18 protein-coding genes are annotated in these 19,844 nt (G+C 66.1%); 14 read left to right on the top strand and 4 right to left on the bottom strand.

The genetic code is table 11. The annotated features are described in order from the left end of the window. Positions 1-12 precede the first annotated feature (12 nt). The 5 genes from N7640_RS18860 (at position 13) to N7640_RS18880 (ending at position 4,752) form a co-directional block, all read left to right on the top strand. Entirely contained in the window at positions 13-399 is a 387-nt protein-coding gene (locus tag N7640_RS18860; RefSeq protein ID WP_220812754.1) for a hypothetical protein, read from the top strand. 10 nt (positions 400-409) lie between these two features. Further along, positions 410-1,306: a PHB depolymerase family esterase gene (locus N7640_RS18865; RefSeq protein ID WP_279905034.1), complete on the top strand. Its 897-nt coding sequence runs from the start codon at positions 410-412 to the stop codon at positions 1,304-1,306. Between the two features lie 87 nt (positions 1,307-1,393). Beyond that, positions 1,394-2,329: a sulfate adenylyltransferase subunit CysD gene (gene cysD / locus N7640_RS18870; RefSeq protein ID WP_279905033.1), complete on the top strand. Its 936-nt coding sequence runs from the start codon at positions 1,394-1,396 to the stop codon at positions 2,327-2,329. Beyond that, the gene (gene cysN, locus N7640_RS18875; protein WP_279905032.1) at positions 2,329-4,230 is read left to right on the top strand and encodes a sulfate adenylyltransferase subunit CysN; all 1,902 of its coding nucleotides are present in this window, start codon (positions 2,329-2,331) and stop codon (positions 4,228-4,230) included. The genes cysD and cysN overlap by 1 nt, the downstream gene beginning before the upstream one ends. Before the next feature lie 327 nt (positions 4,231-4,557). After that, positions 4,558-4,752 (top strand): hypothetical protein, encoded by a 195-nt coding sequence (locus N7640_RS18880; RefSeq protein WP_220812873.1) that lies wholly within the window; start codon positions 4,558-4,560, stop codon positions 4,750-4,752. 28 nt (positions 4,753-4,780) lie between these two features. Here the strand turns inward: N7640_RS18880 and N7640_RS18885 are convergent, their stop codons facing one another. After that, positions 4,781-6,277 (bottom strand): helicase HerA-like domain-containing protein, encoded by a 1,497-nt coding sequence (locus N7640_RS18885; RefSeq protein ID WP_279905031.1) that lies wholly within the window; start codon positions 6,275-6,277, stop codon positions 4,781-4,783. A 122-nt stretch (positions 6,278-6,399) separates the two neighbouring features. Here N7640_RS18885 and N7640_RS18890 point away from each other — a divergent pair, with 122 nt between their 5' ends. Beyond that, a complete protein-coding gene (locus N7640_RS18890) occupies positions 6,400-8,277 on the top strand; it encodes a methyl-accepting chemotaxis protein (protein WP_279905030.1) in 1,878 nt (625 codons plus the stop codon). 385 nt (positions 8,278-8,662) lie between these two features. On the opposite strand, the gene N7640_RS18895 is transcribed toward N7640_RS18890, so the two are convergent. Together N7640_RS18895 and purU are read right to left on the bottom strand one after the other, a co-directional pair. Next, positions 8,663-8,851, bottom strand: a complete 189-nt coding sequence (locus N7640_RS18895) for a hypothetical protein (RefSeq protein WP_279905029.1) — start codon at positions 8,849-8,851, stop codon at positions 8,663-8,665. Between the two features lie 16 nt (positions 8,852-8,867). Next, complete coding sequence (gene purU / locus N7640_RS18900; RefSeq protein WP_279905028.1) at positions 8,868-9,719, bottom strand: formyltetrahydrofolate deformylase; 852 nt, start codon at positions 9,717-9,719, stop codon at positions 8,868-8,870. A gap of 288 nt (positions 9,720-10,007) precedes the next feature. On the opposite strand from purU, the gene mvaT reads away from it, so the two are divergent. Continuing rightward, positions 10,008-10,385: a histone-like nucleoid-structuring protein MvaT gene (mvaT, locus tag N7640_RS18905; protein ID WP_279905026.1), complete on the top strand. Its 378-nt coding sequence runs from the start codon at positions 10,008-10,010 to the stop codon at positions 10,383-10,385. 56 nt (positions 10,386-10,441) lie between these two features. Here the strand turns inward: mvaT and sbcB are convergent, their stop codons facing one another. After that, positions 10,442-11,878, bottom strand: a complete 1,437-nt coding sequence (gene sbcB / locus N7640_RS18910) for an exodeoxyribonuclease I (RefSeq protein ID WP_279905025.1) — start codon at positions 11,876-11,878, stop codon at positions 10,442-10,444. 164 nt (positions 11,879-12,042) lie between these two features. Between sbcB and N7640_RS18915 the strand changes: the two genes are divergently transcribed. The 7 genes from N7640_RS18915 (at position 12,043) to N7640_RS18945 (ending at position 19,839) form a co-directional block, all read left to right on the top strand. Beyond that, positions 12,043-12,804, top strand: a complete 762-nt coding sequence (locus N7640_RS18915) for a hypothetical protein (RefSeq protein WP_279905024.1) — start codon at positions 12,043-12,045, stop codon at positions 12,802-12,804. A gap of 94 nt (positions 12,805-12,898) precedes the next feature. Then, complete coding sequence (locus N7640_RS18920) at positions 12,899-13,624, top strand: RDD family protein (RefSeq protein WP_279905022.1); 726 nt, start codon at positions 12,899-12,901, stop codon at positions 13,622-13,624. Next, positions 13,621-14,601 carry a stage II sporulation protein M gene (locus N7640_RS18925; protein WP_279905021.1) on the top strand — a complete coding sequence of 327 codons (981 nt, stop codon included), beginning with the start codon at positions 13,621-13,623 and terminating at the stop codon, positions 14,599-14,601. The genes N7640_RS18920 and N7640_RS18925 overlap by 4 nt, the downstream gene beginning before the upstream one ends. Next, positions 14,588-16,174, top strand: coding sequence for a DUF4129 domain-containing protein (locus N7640_RS18930; protein ID WP_279905020.1), 1,587 nt, complete (start codon positions 14,588-14,590; stop codon positions 16,172-16,174). The genes N7640_RS18925 and N7640_RS18930 overlap by 14 nt, the downstream gene beginning before the upstream one ends. Then, positions 16,171-17,433 (top strand): DUF4350 domain-containing protein, encoded by a 1,263-nt coding sequence (locus N7640_RS18935; protein WP_279905019.1) that lies wholly within the window; start codon positions 16,171-16,173, stop codon positions 17,431-17,433. The genes N7640_RS18930 and N7640_RS18935 overlap by 4 nt, the downstream gene beginning before the upstream one ends. Continuing rightward, positions 17,430-18,503, top strand: a complete 1,074-nt coding sequence (locus N7640_RS18940; protein ID WP_279905017.1) for a MoxR family ATPase — start codon at positions 17,430-17,432, stop codon at positions 18,501-18,503. The genes N7640_RS18935 and N7640_RS18940 overlap by 4 nt, the downstream gene beginning before the upstream one ends. 4 nt (positions 18,504-18,507) lie before the next feature. Then, positions 18,508-19,839, top strand: coding sequence for a DUF58 domain-containing protein (locus N7640_RS18945; RefSeq protein WP_279905016.1), 1,332 nt, complete (start codon positions 18,508-18,510; stop codon positions 19,837-19,839). Positions 19,840-19,844: the final 5 nt, after the last annotated feature.

A 19,844-nucleotide genomic window follows, 5' to 3' on the forward strand; every position in this document is an offset into this window, starting at 1 on the left:
GCGAGACGAGCCATGCCAACCCGTACCCGGCTGGGCAACATCAGCACCCCGAGCGACCTGCTCCCCGAACTGCCAGCGCACCTGCAGGTGCTGCGCGACGACCTGCAGAAACGCGTGCAGGCCAGCCGCGTGCGCCACTATCTGGACCGCGAACTGTCCCACCTCAGCGGCAACCGCGAGATCGCCGCCAGCGTGCGCCTGTTGTTCGACGGCCAGGGGCGGCCCTCGGAAAACCTCAGCCTCAAGGAAATCGTCAAGTTCCGCCAGAAGATCGAGACGGACATCCAGTGGCTGGAGGCGGTGCTGGTCGAGCTGCGCAGCGACCTCGGCGTGGTGCTCGAACTGGAAGACGCGGCCATGGACGTGGCCAGCGTCCAGCGGGCCGAAGAAGACTACTGAGGAGAGCGCCATGCGCCTGATTCCCCTGTTCATCCTCGGCCTGGCGCTGTGCGCCGGCCGGGCCACGGCCGCCGAGGGCGAGCTGTACCGCATGCAGATCGCCGGCGCGGAGCGCAGCTACAAGCTGTTCGTGCCCAAGGGCTCGGGCCAGGAAGCGATGCCGTTGATGATCGTGATGCACGGCGGCCTGGGCAACGCCGACGAGACCGAACGCACCACCGGCATGAACAAGGTGGCCCAGGCCAGCGGGTTCCTGGTGGTCTACCCCAACGGCACTGGCGCCCGCCTGCTGCCCAACCGGCGCACCTGGAACGCCGGCCGCTGCTGCGGCCAGGCGGTGGAACGCAAGGTCGACGATGTCGCCTTCATCCACGCCATGCTGGCCGACATCGCCAGCCGCCACAGCTTCGACCACTCGCGGGTCTACGCCACCGGCATCTCCAACGGCGCCATGATGGCCTACCGCCTGGCCTGCGAGCTGCCCGACGACATCGCCGCCATCGTGCCGGTGTCCGGCACCCTGGCGCTGAACAGCTGTCCCGGGGCGAAGAACATCCCCGTGCTGCACATCCACGGCGGCAAGGACAGCAACGTGCCCTTCAAGGGTGGCCAGGGCGAGAACGCCATCGCCGGGGTCAACCACCGCTCGGTGCCGGACTCGCTGCGGATGATCGCCAGCGCCCACGGCTGCGGCGCGGACGCCAGCGAGAAGGATCTGCCGGACGGCTCCGAGCTGACCACCTGGAACTGCAGGGGCAAGGCCGCGCTGCAATTGCGCCTGATCCCCAACGGCGAGCACGTCTGGCCGGGCGGCGACAGCCGGCGCAACCGCAAGCTGTACGGCGGCAACTTCTCCGCCAGCCAGGCCGCCTGGGAATTCGCCCGGCAGTTCAAGAAGAACGACTGAGTCCCCGCGCGGCGGCCATGACCGCCGCGCCTTTTCCTGCCCAACGCCGCTCCCGCCTCTTCAGGACGAAGGGACGGGCGGTACTCCATGAACAGCAGTACCGGCCACCACGAGGCACCCGACATGCCCCTGACCCATCTTGAACGCCTGGAGGCGGAGAGCATCGACATCTTCCGCGAAGCGGTTTCCGAGGCGGAAAACCCCGTGATGCTCTACTCCATCGGCAAGGACAGCGCGGTGATGCTGCACCTGGCGCGCAAGGCCTTCTTCCCTTCGCGCCCGCCCTTCCCGCTGCTGCACGTGGACACCACCTGGAAATTCCGCGCCATGTACGAGATGCGCGAACGGATGGCCCGCGAATCGGGCATGGAGCTGCTGGTCCACCATAACCAGGAGGCCCTGTCCCGCGGCATCAACCCCTTCACCCATGGCTCGGCCCTGCACACCGACCTGTGGAAGACCGAGGGCCTGAAGCAGGCCCTGGACAAGTACGGCTTCGACCTGGCGTTCGGCGGCGCCCGCCGCGACGAGGAGAAGTCCCGGGCCAAGGAGCGGGTGTTCTCCTTCCGCAGCGCCCAGCACCGCTGGGAGCCCAAGGCCCAGCGTCCGGAACTCTGGCGCCTGTACAACGCTCGCAAGCACAAGGGCGAGAGCATCCGCGCCTTTCCCCTGTCGAACTGGACCGAACTGGACATCTGGCAGTACATCTATCTGGAACAGATTCCGATCGTGCCACTGTACTTCGCCGAACGGCGCCCCGTGGTGGAGCGCGACGGCGTGCTGATCATGGTCGACGACGAGCGCATGCCGCTGCACGGCGGCGAACAACCCGAGCTGAGGAGCGTGCGCTTCCGTACACTGGGCTGCTACCCGCTGACAGGTGCGGTAGAGTCGCAGGCGGACAGCCTGCCGGCGATCATCCGCGAGATGCTGCTGGCCACCACCAGCGAACGCCAGGGCCGGGTGATCGACCACGACAGCGCCGGCTCCATGGAAAAGAAGAAAGTCGAGGGGTACTTCTGATGAATGCGCAGACTCAGCTCATCGAAGAGGACATCGAGCAGTACCTCCGGGCGCACCAGGACAAGACCCTGCTGCGCTTCATCACCTGCGGCAGCGTCGACGACGGCAAGAGCACGCTGATCGGCCGCCTGCTATACGAGGCCAAGGCCCTGCTGGAAGACCAGCTCAGCGCCCTGGAGAGCGACTCGAAGAAACACGGCACCCAGGGCGGCGAACTGGACTTCGCCCTGCTGGTGGACGGCCTCTCCGCCGAGCGCGAACAGGGCATCACCATCGACGTGGCCTACCGCTTCTTCGCCACCGAGAAGCGCAAGTTCATCGTCGCCGACACCCCAGGCCACGAGCAGTACACCCGCAACATGATCACCGGCGCCTCCACCGCCGACGTGGCGGTGATCCTGATCGACGCGCGCAAGGGCATGCTGACCCAGACCCGTCGACACAGCTACCTGGTGTCGCTGATCGGCATCCGCCGGGTGGTGCTGGCGATCAACAAGCTGGACATGGTCGATTACTCCCAGGAAGTGTTCGAGCAGATCGACGCCGACTACCGGGCCTTCGCCAGCAAGCTCGGCATCGAGCACATCCAGAGCATCCCGCTGTCCGCCCTGCGCGGCGACAACATCACCGAGCCCAGCCCGAACACCCCCTGGTATCGCGGCCCCAGCCTGATGCAGTTCCTCGAGACGGTGGAGCTGGAACAGGCCCGCGAGGACGCACCGCTGCGCATGCCGGTGCAATGGGTGAACCGTCCGGACCTGGATTTCCGCGGCTTCTCCGGGCGCATCCTCGGCGGCAGCGTATGTCCGGGCGACGCCATCCGCGTGCTGCCCTCGGGCAAGACCAGCCGGGTACGGCGCATCGTCACCCTCGGCGGCGACCTCGAACAGGCCATCGCCGGCCAGTCGGTGACCCTGACCCTGGAAGACGAGATCGATATCAGCCGGGGCGACGTGATCGCCGCCGCCGACGCTCCGCCGGCGGTGGCGGACCAGTTCGAGGCGACCGTGGTGTGGATGAGCGAGGAAGCCATGCTGCCGGGGCGGCCGTACCTGATCAAGCTGGGCGCCAGCAGCATCGGCGGCGCGCTCGGCCAGCCGAAGTACCAGATCGACGTCAACAGCCTCGACCAGCTGCCGTGCCGCACCCTCGGCCTGAACGAGGTCGGCGTCTGCACCCTGAGCCTGGACCGCGCCGCGCCCTTCGATCCCTACGCGGAAAACCGCGACATGGGCAGCTTCATCGTCATTGATCGCTTCACCCACCAGACCGTGGGCGCCGGCATGCTGCACTTCGCCCTGCGCCGCTCGCAGAACATCCACTGGCAGGCCCTGGAGGTGGACAAGGCGGCGCGCACCCGGCTCAACGGCCACAAGCCCTGCGTGATCTGGCTCACCGGCCTGTCCGGCGCCGGCAAATCGACCATCGCCAACCTGCTGGAAAGGCGCCTGCACGCCCTGGACGTGCATACCTACCTGCTGGACGGCGACAACGTGCGCCACGGCCTGAACAAGGACCTGGGCTTCACCGCCGCCGACCGGGTGGAGAACATCCGCCGCATCGGCGAAGTCGCCAGACTGATGGTGGATGCCGGGCTGATGGTGGTCACCGCCTTCATCTCGCCGTTCCGCTCCGAGCGCCAGCTGGCCCGGGACCTGGTGACGGAAGGGGAATTCGTCGAAGTATTCGTCGACACGCCTCTGGATGAAGTGGAGAAGCGCGACCCCAAGGGACTCTACAAGAAGGCGCGGCGAGGCGAACTGAAGAACTTCACCGGCATCGACTCGCCCTACGAGGCGCCGGAAAGTCCCGAAATCCGCATCGAAACACTGAAACACAGTGCCGAGGAAGCTGCCGATCTCATCGTCGGACAACTTCGCGAACTCGGCCTGCTCGGCTGACTATATAAATGTGCATTGTCAGGGCGGCGTTCGATAAAGCACCCTGACAATGCAAAAGAGACAACTCGCCCATATGGGCAATATGGCTCTACGCCACGATTCATCAAGCCTTCGCCGGTATCCAGCGCGCACAGGAACGCACTGTACGGCGGCAATAATCCATGAACTCCCCGCGCTCCAGCGCCTCTCAGAAAGTACGGCCGTGCATCAAGACCGCCTCTGACAATGTCCGAGGCTGTCGCTATAATCGCGCCGCTCTCATACTTTCCAGAACTTCTGGCAATACTCATGGCTGCAGGCGATTCCCGCAGCCCGAATGGTGAACATGTGACGAAAGACGAATTGCGCGCGGAATTGGATCGCCAGGCGCAACGTTACAAGGATGTCTATGGCGGCGAAGTAGTGACCTACGCAGCCCAGCCCGACCCGGAGCGCAAGCCCTGGAAAAAGAGGCCCAGTCTGCTGGACCAGGCGTTCCAGCAGGAACTGCAGAAGATCGAAAAGGCCCGCGAGACGGAATAGGCCGGACGCCCGGCCCCTCCAGCGCCGCTCAGCGGCGGCGACTGCCGCCCAGCAATGACCCCATCAGGCCGCGAACCAGCTGCCGACCAATCTGGTTGGCAGCTTGGCGCACGGCCGTCTTCATCACCTGGCTGGCCAGGCCGCCCAGCAGCTCGCCCGCCATGTCGCCCAGCCCCTGATCAGCGTTCTTGCCGGCCTTGCCCTTCGTCGCCGGCGCTTCTGCAGGCGCCTGGGTGGCGGCACGAGCCATGAGAATCTCGTAGGCCGACTCGCGGTCCACCGGCTTGTCGTAGCGGCCGGCTTGTGGCGAGGTGCGCAGCAACGCCACCCGCTCCGCCTCGCTCAGCGGCCCGATGCGTGACTGCGGCGGGGCGATGGCGACCCGCTGCACCACGGCCGGTGTGCCCTTCTCCTCCAGAGTGCCGACCAGCGCCTCACCGATGCCCAGTTCGGTGAGCACGCTCAGGCTGTCGAACGCCGGATTCGGCCTGAAGCCGTCGGCCACCGCGCGCAGCGACTTCTGCTCCTTGGCGGTGAAGGCACGCAGGCCGTGCTGGATGCGCAGACCGAGCTGGGCCAGCACCTGGTCCGGCAGGTCGCTCGGCGACTGGGTGACGAAGTACACGCCCACGCCCTTGGAACGGATCAGCCGCACTACCTGTTCCAGACGCTCCTGCAGCGCCTTCGGCGTGCCGGAGAAGAGCAGGTGCGCCTCGTCGAAGAACAGCGCCAGCACCGGCTTGTCGGCATCGCCGCGCTCCGGCAGCTGCTCGAACAGCTCGGCCAGCAGCCACAGCAGGAAGGTCGCGTAGACCTTGGGGGCTTCGTGGACCAGACGGCTGGCGTCCAGCAGATGGATGCGACCCCGGCCGTCGCGATCAGGTTGAAGGATGTCCTCCAGTTGCAACGCCGGTTCACCGAACAGTGCCTCCGCACCCTGCTGCTCCAGGGTCGCCAGTCTGCGCAGCAACGCCTGGGCGGACGCGCCGGCGAACAGGGCACGGTCCTCGCCCAGCAGCTCGGGGTTGTCCTTGAGGTGGTTGAGCAGGGCCTTGAGGTCCTTGAGGTCGAGCAGCAGCAGGCCCTCGCGGTCGGCCACCTGGAACGCAGCGTACAGCGCGGCCTGCTGGCTGTCGGTCAGCTCCAGCAGGTTGCCCAGCAGCAGCGGCCCCATCTCGCTCAGGGTGGTGCGCAGGGGATGGCCACTCTTGCCCGCCACGTCCCACAGGGTGACCGGATAGGCCTGGGAATGGTGCTCCAGCCAGGGCATGCTGGCGATGCGCTCGGCCACCTTGCCCTGGGGATTGCCGGCGGCGCCCAGGCCGCACAGGTCGCCCTTGATGTCGGCGGCGAACACCGCCACGCCGGCATCGCTGAACAGCTCCGCCAGGCGTTGCAGGGTCACCGTCTTGCCGGTCCCGGTGGCGCCGGCCACCAGTCCGTGACGGTTGGCCAGGCGCAATGCCTGAGCGATCGGCTGCCCCTGCGGGTCGGCGCCGAGAATCAAAGAATCGGATACAGGCATCTTGCCATCCCTCGAGCTAAAGCTTTACTGCAATAAGGTCGTTATAAATAGGGCGCCACTCAATAACTCGAGCACCCACTGCTTACAAGACTGCTGCCAGACCTTACCGGACGCAAGTGACCATGACCCAGAATCTGAAGTTCAGCCACAAGATCCTCCTCGCCGCGTCACTTGTCGTGATCGCCGCGTTCTCGCTGTTCACCCTGTACAACGACTACCTGCAGCGAAGCGCCATCCGACAGGACCTGGAGAGCTACCTCCAGGAGATGGGCAGCGTCACCGCCAGCAACATCCAGCACTGGCTCTCCGGGCGCATCCTGCTGGTGGAGAGCGTGGCCCAGTCGGTTTCGGCCGATACCTCACCGGACGAACTGGCCTCGATCCTCGAACGCCCCGCGCTCAAATCGACCTTCGCCTTCACCTATCTGGGCTCTCCGCAGGGCGACTTCACCATGCGCCCGGAGGACGAGATGCCGGCCGACTACGACCCGCGCACCCGCCCCTGGTACAAGGACGCGGTCAGCGCCGGCGGCTCGACCCTCACCGAACCCTATATCGATGCGGCCACCGGAAACCTGATCATCACCATCGCCACCCCGGCGGGCAACGCCGGCGTGGTCGGCGGCGACCTCAGCCTGAACACCCTGGTCGAGATCATCAACTCGCTGGACTTCGACGGCATCGGCTACGCCTTCCTGGTCAGCGCCGACGGCAAGATCCTCGTTCACCCGAACAAGGACATGGTGATGAAGACGATCAGGGACGTGTATCCCAAGGACACCCCGCGCATCAGCTCGGAGTTCAGCGAGTCCGAACTCGACGGCGAGACCCGCATCCTCACCTTCGCCCATGTCCAGGGCCTGCCCTCGGTCGACTGGTACATCGGCCTGTCGGTCAGCAAGTCTGCCGCCTACGCCATGCTCACCGAATTCCGCGCCTCGGCCATCATCGCCACGGTGATCGCCGTGGTGATCATCATCCTGCTGCTGGGCATGCTGATCCGCGTGCTGATGCAGCCGCTGCACCTGATGGGTCGCGCCATGAGCGACATCGCCAAGGGCGAAGGCGACCTGACCAAGCGCCTGAGCGTGCACAGCCGCGATGAATTCGGCGAACTGGCGTCGTCCTTCAACCAGTTCGTCGAGCGCATCCACGGCTCGATCCGCGAGGTGTCCTCGGCTACCCAGCAGCTCAACGAAGTGGCCAAGCTGGTGGTCAACGCTTCCAACTCGTCAATGGCCAACTCCGACGAACAGGCCAGCCGCACCAACAGTGTGGCGGCGGCGATCAACGAGCTGGGCGCCGCCGCCCAGGAAATCGCCCGCAACGCCGCCGACGCCTCGCACCAGGCCTCCGACGCCCGCCACCTGGCCGAGGACGGCAGCCAGGTGCTGGAGAAGACCATCACCGCGATGAACGAGCTGTCGGAGAAGATCAGCGCCTCGTGCCGCAACATCGAGACGCTCAACGGCAAGACGGTGAACATCGGCCAGATCCTCGAGGTGATCAAGAGCATCTCCGAGCAGACCAACCTGCTGGCGCTCAACGCGGCCATTGAGGCGGCGCGCGCCGGCGAGGCCGGTCGCGGCTTCGCGGTGGTGGCGGACGAAGTGCGCAACCTGGCGCACCGCACCCAGGAGTCGGCGCAGGAAATCCAGAAGATGATCGAGGAGCTGCAGGTGGGCGCTCGCGAATCGGTCACCACTATGACCGAGAGCCAGCGCTACAGCGAGGAGAGCGTGACCATCGCCAACCAGGCCGGCGAGCGCCTGGGCAGCGTGACCCAGCGCATCGGCGAGATCGACGGGATGAACCAGTCGGTGGCTACCGCGACCGAGGAACAGACCGCGGTGGTCGACTCGCTGAACATGGACATCACCGAGATCAACACCCTCAACCAGGAAGGCGTGGAGAACCTGCAGGCCACCTTGCGCGCCTGTGGCGACCTGGAGCAGCAGGCCTCGCGCCTGAAGCACCTGGTCGACAGCTTCCGTATCTAAGAGCTTGTTTACGATCTTTTGAGCAGCACGGCTCTTGTACTGAAGCCTTGCTTTCCAACCCGTCACCCCGGCGCAGGCCGGGGTCCAGAAAACCATCAGGCGACTCGGCGCGGGCAACTGGATACCGGCCTACGCCGGCATGACGGGCCTATAGCTCAGTCTTAGGGACAAACCGAGCGGCAGGCCAGGTTCGGAAAGACCGTAAACAGGTTCTAGGGGCTGTACGAAAAGTCGTCGAGCGAAGGTCAGGCGAGGGCTAGGCGCCCCCACAAAAACGGGTGAGGAAGCGGACTGGGCTCGCATGCGAGTTTACGAGCTGTAAATGAGCATTCCGAACCCGTTTTTAACGAAGCATCACCGAGCGCAGGCACTTTTCGTACAGAGCCTAGGCCTCATCCGGCGCGGGCAAGTCCTGCGCCGCACCCTCCTCCTCGGCGACTTGCCGCAGTCGCCGCCAGAGTTCGGCGGCACCGGGGAACTCGGTGCCGTCGGTCTCGCTCAGAGCCTCCGGGTCGTAACGCTGCAGACAGCCCTCGCCGAGCGTGGGCGGCGGTATCGCCTCGCCCCGTTTCATCCTCGCCTCCCGACGGTCAGTCGAACACCACCGTCTTGTTGTCATGAATCAGCACGCGGTCTTCCAGATGGAAGCGCAGGCCCCGCGACAGCGCGATCTTCTCCACGTCCTTGCCGAGCCGTACCATGTCCTCGATGCTGTCGCGGTGGCTCACGCGCACCACGTCCTGTTCGATGATAGGCCCGGCATCCAGCTCCTCGGTCACGTAGTGACAGGTGGCGCCGATCAGCTTGACGCCGCGCATGGACGCCTGGTGGTAGGGCTTGGCCCCGACGAAGGACGGCAGGAAACTGTGGTGGATGTTGATCACCCGGCCAGCGTAGTCCTGACACAGCTGCGGCGGCAGGATCTGCATGTAGCGGGCGAGTACCACCACATCGGCCTGGTATTCGCCGACCAGGCGCGAAACCTCGGCGAAGGCCGGGGCCTTGTCCTTGGGGTCGACCGGCACGTGGTGGAACGGGATGCCATGCCACTCGACCATGCTGCGCAGGTCGTTGTGGTTGGAAATGACACAGGGAATCTCGCAGTCCAACTCGTCGCTGTGCCAGCGGTGCAGCAGGTCGGCCAGGCAGTGGGACTCCCGGCTGGCCATCAGCACCACGCGCTTCTTCGCCTGCGAATCGGTGACGCGCCACTCCATCGAGAATTCCTTGGCGATGGGCGCGAAGGCCTGGCGGAAACCATCGAGATCGAAGGGCAGCGAGTCGGCGCGAATCTCGTGGCGCATGAAGAACCAGCCACTCTGATTGTCCGAGTGATGACTGGCCTCGGTGATCCAGCCGTTATAGGTAGCCAGGAAATTACTGACCTTGGCGACAATGCCGACGCGGTCCGGGCAGGCGATCACCAGCCGAAAGGTACGCATGAAAGAGAACTCCAGAAACTTCGCGAGGGCGCCATTCTAGCCGCAGCCGGGGAAACTTCATATCTGACCGGGCCACCAACTACGAAGACACTTCGATCTCGGCTGCTCCGCCGTTACGTATGCAAATGCTGCAACAATTCCGACATCACCACGGGATAAGCCGCCCATACGCCGCGAAGCATGCACATTGGAACACTCGAAACTTATTCTGCTTGTTTACTTTGCCGACTTGGCCTGTCTATTATCTCGTTACTTACAACTGCAACTGGCCATCGGGTAGAACACATCATGTCTCTGATCAACGAATATCGCGCGACGGAAGAAGCCATCAAAGAGCTGCAAGAGCGCCTGAAGAATCTGTCGCAAGACGACAAACTGAAGAAAGAACTCGAATTCGAAGGCAAGCTGCGTACCCTGATGGGCGAATACCAGAAGTCTCTGCGCGACGTCATCGCCCTGCTCGACCCGGAAGGCGCCAAGGGCGGCAAGACCACCCGCGCAGCCAAGCCGGCCACCAGCAAGCGCGCGCGCAAGGTCAAGCAATACAAGAACCCGAACACCGGTGAAGTGATCGAAACCAAGGGCGGCAACCACAAGACTCTGAAAGAGTGGAAAGCCAAGTGGGGCGCCGACACCGTGGAAAGCTGGGCCACCCTACTCGGTTAATCCATCGGGAGACAAGAATGCCGGCAATCGCCGGCATTTTTTATTTCAGCGAAAAGCTAAACGGCGCAATAACGATCCCGCAGCCATTGCGCATGCTCGCGCCAACCCTGCAGCACTTGCTGCTGTTCGGCAGAAGCCTGCGACCACTCCACTTGCAGCGCCTGCTCGAAGTCGGCCAGGGTATTGGGCGCCCCGGCAGCACTGTTATTCAACCTGTCCCGACAGAACTCCTGCCAGTTCACTCGCTCGGCATCGTTCAATGAGTCCGGGAAATTCCTCGCCCGATAGCGGAACAACAATTCCAGCAGACGTTCATCCTCGAAAGCCCAGTTGCCTCGCGCCAGTTGTTCTGCGGTCGAGTGCCTGACCTGCTCGCATAACCTGCGATCACGATCACCGAGAAAACCTTCATACAGTCGTTGTTCCGGGTCCTGCTGCGACTCGAAGTCATCCGCGGCGTAGAGTTCGGACAACTTGCCCGTCCACTGCGTCCGCGCGCCACGCAAGGTTTCGGCGCGTTGCTCGCACAGCCCCAGGTCGATTTGCAGGCGTTCGATATCGTTCGGCCGTAGCACCTTGAGCGGCGCCACCACCGGGCACTTGTTGATATGCAGGAGCTTGAGCGGCACCGGCAGTTCACCCTCGGCCAGCTCGTCGCGCCGGGTATACAGACGCCGCCGGAGCCCCTCGACATCCATCTCCAACAGCGGCTGGGGATCGGACTGCAGGTCGCAGACGATCAGGGCGTTGCGATTGCGCGGGTGCCAGGCCAGCGGCAGCACCACCGCCAGGTAGCCGCGCGCACCGGCGAAGCGCCCCGAGACATGCACCAGCGGCTGCAGCAGCTGGATCTGCTCCGACACCCTGGCCTTGCTGCGCAGCTGATAGAAGAAGTCGTACAAGCGTGGCTGCCGGTCCCGGATCAGACGTGCCAGGCCGATCGTGGCGCGCACGTCGGACAACGCATCGTGGGCCTGGCCATGCTCGATGCCGTTTGCCACGGTGAGCCGCTCCAGTCGCAGCGATACCCTGCCCTCCTCGTCCCGCGGCCACTCGATGCCTTCGGGGCGCAGCGCATAGGCCGCGCGGACCAGGTCGATCAGGTCCCAGCGGCTGTTGCCCCCCTGCCACTCCCGGGCGTAGGGGTCGTAGAAATTGCGATACAGGGCGTAGCGGGTCACCTCGTCATCGAAGCGGATGCTGTTGTAGCCCGCGCCACAGGTGCCCGGCAGCGCCAGTTCGGCATGCACGCGCGCCACGAACTCCGCCTCGGTCAGCCCCTTGTCGCGCAGCACCCGGGGCGTGATCCCGGTGATCCGGCAGGCGGCCGGATGCGGCAGTATGTCGTCGGCAGGACGGCAGTAGAGATTCAGCGGCTCGCCGATTTCGTTCAACTGCTCGTCGGTGCGGATGCCCGCCACCTGCAGCGGCCGATCGCAGCGCGGGTTGATACCCGTGGTTTCGTAGTCGTACCAGAAGATACTTGCGGACAAGATGAAGCTCCCCGGAAAACATGCCGCGGCAGTCTAGCATCAGCTTCACGAGAATCCCGGGCGAAAGCTTGAAGTAGCTCACGCCGCCCGGCTTGTGGGCGATTGCCTGCGGTTATAGGATGCTTCGGTCAGGAAATTCCCCTCCCAGCAAGGACCGTCATCTCATGAGTGATACTACCGCTCCCAATCCCTACGCCGCCCCCAGCAGCAACCTGCAGGAAACCCCGAGCGGCCAGGTTCCGACCATCGCCGAAGCACTCAGCCGTGGATATGACTTCAACATCGGCGACCTGATCAGCGAATCCTGGCAGCGTGTCAAGGGCACCAAGGGCATCATCTTCGGCGGATTCATCGTCTTCTACGTGGTGATGCTGATCGCCACCACCGTGCTCGGCTTCATCTTCGGCGCGCTGGGCATCATCTCCGAAACCAGTGTCACCAGCATGATGGTCGGCCAGATCATCGTCTCCATCCTGGGCTCCGCGCTGACCTACCCCTTCCTGGCCGGCGTCAACCTGGTCGGCATCCGCCGCGCGGCGGACCTGCCCATCAGCTTCAACGACGTGTTCAAGGGCCTGGGCCTGTTCGTACCGCTGCTGATCACCGCGCTGCTGTTGAACGTGCTGATCTACGCCGGCATGCTGCTGCTGATCATTCCCGGCATCTACCTCAGCATCGCCTACATCCTGGCCATCCCGCTGGTGATCGAGCGTGGTCTGTCGCCCTGGGAAGCGCTGGAAACCTCCCGCAAGGCCATCACCCAGCACTGGTTCAAGGTCTTCGGCCTGTTCATCGTCCTCGGCCTGATCATGCTGGTCAGCATGATTCCGCTGGGCATCGGCCTGATCTGGACCCTGCCGCTGTGCATCATCACTATCGGCGCCCTGTACCGCACCATCTTCGGCGTGCTGCCTGCGTCCAACTGATCCGCTACAGAAGTTCGGGCCGCCTCTGGCGGCCCGATTGCTTTAGCACCCTGCTGCTGGCTAGCATCGGGGCTTTCCTCGATGCAGTCGACCGATGCAGCCCAACTCCCCGCTCCCGTCGGAGCATTCCGACCTGCCACTCCTGGACACCCGCCGACAGGTGGAAACCCCGGAAGGCATCGACCTGATCCTCCGCCCCGCCGGCCTGATGCCGAGGGCTCTCGCGTTCGGCATCGATCTGCTCATCCGCGGCGCCATCCTCCTGGGTGCCCTCATCGTGCTCGGCATCCTCGGCCAGTTCGGCATGGGGCTGGGGACCATCCTGTATTTCCTGATCAACTGGTGGTACCCGGTGCTGTTCGAGGTGCTCTACCAGGGCCGCACTCCCGGCAAGAAGGCCATGAGCCTGCGCGTGGTCCACGATGACGGAACCCCCGTGGGCTGGGCCGCCTCGCTGACCCGCAACCTGCTGCGCGCTGTGGACATGCTGCCGTTCGCCTATTGCATCGGCGCCATCAGCAGCCTCAGCCATCCCTCGTTCAAGCGCCTCGGCGATCTCGCCGCCGGCACCCTGGTGGTCTATCAGGAAGATGAACTCAAGCGCCCGCAGATTCCCGAGGCCGATGTCGAGCGCGCACCCTTCCCGCTGAGCCTGGCCGAACAGCGCGCCGTGATGGATTTCGCCGAGCGCCACACCAGCCTGTCCGGCGCACGCCGCGCCGAGCTGGCCGGCATCCTCGCCGAACCGCTGGAAAGCCTGCCCGAACACGCCGAGGCGCGCCTGCACGGCATCGCGCGCGGCCTGGTGGGCACGGCATGAAGCAGCACCTGTTCGAACAGCGCCACGGCGCCGACTGGCAACGCTTCGCCGAACGCCTGGACACCCTGGAGAAGGGCAAGGCCGAGCGCCGCGACTGCGAGAGCTTCGCCGCCGACTACCGACATCTCTGCCAGCACCTGGCCCTGGCTCAGGAGCGCGGCTACAGCAGCCACCTCATCGACCAGCTGCAGCGGCTGGCCATGCGCGGCCACCAGCAGTTCTACCGCCACCGCAGCCACCTGGGCGCACAGATCATCAGCTTCATCCTGGCCGGCTTCCCGCAACTGGTGCGCCGCGAATGGCGGGCCGTGCTGGCCGGCAGCGCGTTATTCTTCGGCTCGCTGATCGGCATGGGGCTGCTGACCTGGCTGTTCCCTGACCTCATCTACAGCCTGATGGACCCCGAGCAGGTGAGGCAGATGGAGGAAATGTACGACCCCTCCGCGCGCCGCGTCGGCCGCTTCGCCGAACGCGACTCCGGGGACGACTGGATGATGTTCGGCTACTACATCATGAACAACATCGGCATTGCCTTTCAGACCTTCGCCGGCGGCCTGATCTTCGGCCTCGGCAGCCTGTTCTTCCTGCTCTACAACGGTCTGGTGATCGGTGCCGTCGCCGGCCACCTGACCCGCATCGGCTATAGCGAGACGTTCTGGTCCTTCGTCATCGGCCACGGCGCCTTCGAACTCACCGCCATCGCCTTCGCCGGCGCCGCCGGCCTCAAGCTCGGCTGGGCCCTGCTCTCCCCCGGCCGCCTGGGCCGCGGAGAAGCGCTGCGCCAGGCCGCCGGCAAGGCCATCCAACTGGTCGCGGGCGTCATCCTGTTCCTGTTGATCGCCGCCTTCGTCGAGGCCTACTGGTCGTCCATGACCTACACCACTCCCACCGTCAAGTACTGGGTGGGCGCGGGCCTGTGGCTGCTGGTGATCGCCTACTTCGTGTTCGCCGGACGGAAACGCCATGCGCCTGACTGACGCCAGCGTCGCCATCCGCCCGCGCAGCGCCTGGGAGGCCATCGACCTGGGCGTGCTCCTGGCGCGCCGTCACGCCGGCCTGCTGATGGCCAGCTGGGCCATCGTGACCCTGCCGCTGTTCGCCGTGCTCACGGCGCTGTTCTGGCAGTACCCGACCGTCGTGGGCATCCTGCTCTGGTGGCTGAAACCGGCCTGGGAACGGCTGCCCCTGCACATCCTCTCGCGCTCGCTGTTCGGCGACGTCCCGACGCTCAAGGAGGCGCTCAGGGCCTTCCCGCGCCTGCTCAAGCCACAGTTGCTCGCCAGTCTGACCTGGCGCCGCCTGAGCCCCACCCGCAGCTTCGACCTGCCGGTGCTGCAGCTCGAAGGCCTGGGCGGAGAAGCCCGCAGCAAGCGCCTGATGGTGCTTGGCCAGCGTCATGCGGGCAGCGCAGCCTGGCTGACCATCCTCGGCGTGCATCTGGAAATGCTGCTGTGGATGGGCGTGATCACCCTGGTCTGGCTCATGGTGCCGCAGCAGGTGGAGATCCAGCTGGACTGGGACACCCTGATCGAAGCCAGCAGCGGCAAATGGGTCTGGGTCGAGCACCTGTCCAACCTGTTCTACGCCCTGGTGCTGGTGTTCTGGGAGCCGATCTACGTCGCCTGTGGCTTCACCCTCTACCTCAACCGGCGCACCGAACTCGAGGCATGGGACATCGAGCTGACCTTCCGCCGCCTGCGCCAGCGCCTCGTCGGCAGCGCCTACGCCCTGCTGATGGCCTGCGCCGCACTGATGCTCGTCCTGCCGGCAACCGACGCGCTGGCCGCCAAGGCGCCGACCGCCTGCCCCGTGCCCATCGACGATCCCCTGGGGCCGGAATCCGAGCGCCTGCTCAACCAGCCGCTGAGCAGCAAGGCTGCCAAGGACAGCGTCGGCAAGATGCTCGAGGCACCGCCCTTCGAGAACAACGAGACAGTGACCCTGTGGCGCTTCGGCGAGGAGGAGAAGGCCGAGGAGCCCAGCGACGAGGATGTGCAGAGCTTCATCGACATGATCAAGAAGCTGCTCAAACTCGGCGAGTTCTGGAGCAAGCTCGACGTGGTGGCGCACGGGTTCGAGATACTGCTGTGGACCCTGCTGTTCCTCGCCATCGGCCTGCTGCTGTGGCGCTACCGGGAATGGCTGGAGACCTTCGCCAGCCACCTGGGTCTGCAGCGCCACCGCGTGCGCGAGATGCCGAGCCAGCTGTTCGGCCTGGAGGTCGCACCGGAAAGTCTGCCCGACGATGTGGCGAGCGAAGCCGAGAGGCTCTGGAACGAGCACCCGCGCGAGGCGCTCGGCCTCCTCTACCGCGCCCTGCTCAGCCGCTTGCTGCATGACTTCCGCCTGCCGCTGAAGGGCTCGCATACCGAGGGCGAGGTGCTGCGCATGGTCGAGCGCCTGGATCGCGAGGAGCTGAGCCGGTTCAGCGGCGTGCTGACCCGCCATTGGCAGAACCTCGCCTACGGCCACCGCCCACCGCCGGACACGCTCAAGCGCGGCCTGTGCGAAGGCTGGCGGCGCCTGTTCGCAGCGGGGGCCGCCGCATGAGCCGCCCGCTCAAGATCGGCCTCACGGGTCTCCTGCTGGTCGTGTCCCTCTGGGTGGGCCTGCTGGTCGTGCAGCGCCTGGAACCCTACGAGCAGACCATCAAGCATGGTCCCTCGCCCGAAGCCCGCGCCAACGAATACCTGGCGGCGGAAATGTTCCTGCGCGAGCAGAAGATCACGGTCCAGCGTGCGGACGGCCTGGACGTGCTCAATGGCCTGCCCTCGACCGGGCAGACGCTGATGCTGTTCGCCCCGCGCCACAACATGACGCCGCGCCAGGCCCGCCAGGTCCTGGACTGGGCGGCCCAGGGCGGCCACCTGGTGTTCGTCGCCGAAGAGATCTGGGACGAAGAGGACGGCCGCAGCGGCGACCTGCTGCTGGACAGCCTCGGCATCCGCCAGACCAGCGTCTACGAAGAAGACGACTACGAGGACGACGAGGAAGCCGAGTCCGGCGACGGCGAAACCATCGAAGAAGAAGACGAGGCCGCGGAAGACGAGGCCGAAACGGAACAAGCGCCCGAAGAAGAGCAGGCCGAAGAAGAAGACCGCTACCCCGAGCTGACCAAGATCTACCTGGAGAACGAGGAAGCGCCGGCCTACGTCGAGTTCGACACCGGCTATCACCTGCTGGACAGCGAGAACCGGGCCTACGCCTGGGCCAACAGCGCCGAGGCCACCCACATGCTGCAGCTGGAACACGGCAAGGGCCTGGTCACGGTGCTCACCGACGCCTGGCTCTGGCAGAACGACAGCATCGGCGACTACGACAACGCCTGGCTGCTCTGGTACCTGGGCCAGGACAGCGCGGTGACCCTGGTCTACAACGCCGAGCGCGACGGCCTCTTCAGCCAGTTGCTGAAACACTACCCGGCCGCCCTCGCCGCGCTGGCACTGCTGATCGGCCTGCTGCTGTGGCACGTGGGCATGCGCCACGGCCCGCTGCTCGCACCGCCGGTCCACGCGCGCCGCCAGCTCGAAGAACACCTGCGCGCCGGCGCCGATTTCCTCCTGCGCCGCGCCGGCCAGCAGCACCTGCTGGGCAGCCTGCAGCGCGACATCCTGCGCCGCGCCCGCCATCGCCACCCAGGCTTCGAGCGGCTGCCGGTCGCCGACCAGTGGCAGGTGCTCGGCCGCCTCACCCGCCTGCCCAGCGGCGCGGTGAGCGCCGCCATGCGTCCGCTGCCGACCCGCCGCCTTTCCGCCGCCGACTTCACCCGCCAGGTCGCCAACCTGCAAACCCTCAGGAATGCCCTATGAGCGAACAAATTCCGCAGCAATCCGATACCGGCGCAGAAGCGCCCACAGCCCCGGCCGCCGCACCCACCGCGCCGGCTACCGCAGCGGCGGCGCCCGCCAACCCTGCGGGCCAACAGCGCCAGCGCGCCAGCCAGATGCTCCAGGCCCTGCGCCTGGAACTGCAGAAGGCCGTGGTCGGCCAGCGCGAGGTGGTGGACGACGTGCTCACCGCCCTGATCGCCGGCGGCCACGTGCTGGTCGAGGGCGTACCCGGCCTGGGCAAGACCCTGTTGGTGCGCGCCCTGGCCCGCTGCTTCGGCGGCGAGTTCGCGCGCATCCAGTTCACCCCGGACCTGATGCCCAGCGACGTGACCGGCCATGCCGTGTACGACCTGCAGAGCGAGCAGTTCAAGCTGCGCAAGGGTCCGGCCTTCACCAACCTGCTGCTGGCCGACGAGATCAACCGTGCCCCGGCCAAGACCCAGGCCGCCCTGCTGGAAGTGATGCAGGAGCGCCAGATCACCCTGGAAGGGCGCGCCCTGCCGGTGCCCCAGCCGTTCCTGGTGCTGGCCACCCAGAACCCCATCGAGCAGGAAGGCACCTACCCGCTGCCGGAAGCCGAGCTCGACCGCTTCATGCTCAAGCTGCGCATGGACTACCCGCAGGCCGACGAGGAGCTGAGCCTGGTGCGCCAGGTGACCCGCTCGGCCAGGGCCGACATGCTCGAGGTCGCGCCGCTGCGCACCCTGCTGCAGGCCAAGGACGTGCTGGCGCTGCAGAAGATCGCCAGCGAACTGCCGATCGACGACCAGGTGCTCGACTACGCCGTGCGCCTGGCCCGCGCCACCCGCACCTGGCCAGGCCTGGCCATGGGCGCCGGCCCGCGCGCCTCCATCGCCCTGGTACGCGGCGGCCGCGCCCGCGCCCTGCTGCGCGGCGGCGACTTCGTCCTGCCGGATGACGTCAAGGCCTGCGCCCTGGCCGTGCTGCGCCACCGCGTGCGCCTGGCGCCGGAACTGGATATCGAGGGCCTCTCCGTGGACCAGGTGCTGCAGCAACTGCTGGACCAGGTTCCGGCCCCGCGCCTGTGATCGCATGAAGCCATCCCGCCTGTTCCTCGGCCTGCTCGGCGGCCTGCTCGCCCTGGCCATCGTCCTCGGCAGCCTGCCTTTGCTCGGCACCAAGCTGCCGGCGACCCTGCAGCCACTGTGGTGGGGGCTGCTGCTCGCCCTGCTGCTGGTCGCGGCACTGGACGCCGCCTGGCTGCACCGCCTGCCCTCGCCGCGCATGGAGCGCCAGCTGCCGGGCAACCTGCCGCTGGGGCGCTGGAGCGAGGTGCGCCTGACCCTGCACCATGACTATCGCCAGTCCCTGGCCGTGCAGGCATTCGACCACCTGCCCGAGCACATGGACTTCGAGTTCCTGCCGCAGCGGGTGGAACTGCATCCGGGCGAACAGACCGAATTCGGCTACCGGGTACGCCCGCTCAAGCGCGGCCACTTCCGCTTCCCGCGCTGCGAACTGCTGCTGCCCAGCCCGCTGCGCCTGTGGCAGTCGCGGCGCTTCCTCGACCAGGCCAGCGAGACCCGCGTCTACCCCGACTTCGCCCGCCTCTACGGCGCCCAGCTGATGGCCGTCGACGACTGGCTCAGCCAGATGGGCGTGCGCCAGCGACAGCGGCGGGGCCTCGGCATGGAATTCCACCAGCTACGCGAATTCCGCGACGGCGACACCCTGCGCCAGATCGACTGGAAGGCCACCGCGCGCAAACGTACTCCCATCGCCCGCGAGTACCAGGACGAACGCGACCAGCAGATCGTCTTCCTGATCGACTGCGGCCGGCGCATGCGCAGCCAGGACGACGAGTTGTCGCACTTCGATCACGCACTCAACGCCTGCCTGCTGCTCAGCTACGTCGCCCTGCGCCAGGGCGACGCCGTGGGCCTGGCCACCTTCGCCGGCAACCAGGACCAGTACGTCGCGCCGGTCAAGGGCCAGGCTCATATCAGCAGCCTGCTCAATGCCGTCTACGCCCTCGACAGCACCCGGCGGCCGGCGGACTACGCCGCCGCCATCAACGCCCTGCTCGCCCGCCAGCGCCGCCGCGCCCTGGTGGTGCTGGTGACCAATCTGCGCGACGAGGACGACGAGGAACTGCTCGGCGCGGTCAAGCGCCTGGGCCGCCAGCACCGCGTGCTGATCGCCAGCCTGCGCGAGGAAGTGCTGGACCGCCTGCGCCACACCCAGGTGCAGAACTACGAACAGGCCCTGGCCTACTGCGGCACGGTGGACTACCTCAATGCGCGCGCCGGCCTGCACGAGCGCCTGCTCGCCCACGGCGTGCCGGTGCTGGACGCACGGCCCAACGAACTGGGGCCGGAACTGGTCGGCCGCTACCTGGCCTGGAAGAAGGCCGGCGTCCTGTAGGGCGG

The sequence above is a fragment of the Pseudomonas sp. GD04015 genome (genome assembly GCF_029837675.1).
Classification (GTDB): domain Bacteria; phylum Pseudomonadota; class Gammaproteobacteria; order Pseudomonadales; family Pseudomonadaceae; genus Aquipseudomonas; species Aquipseudomonas paralcaligenes.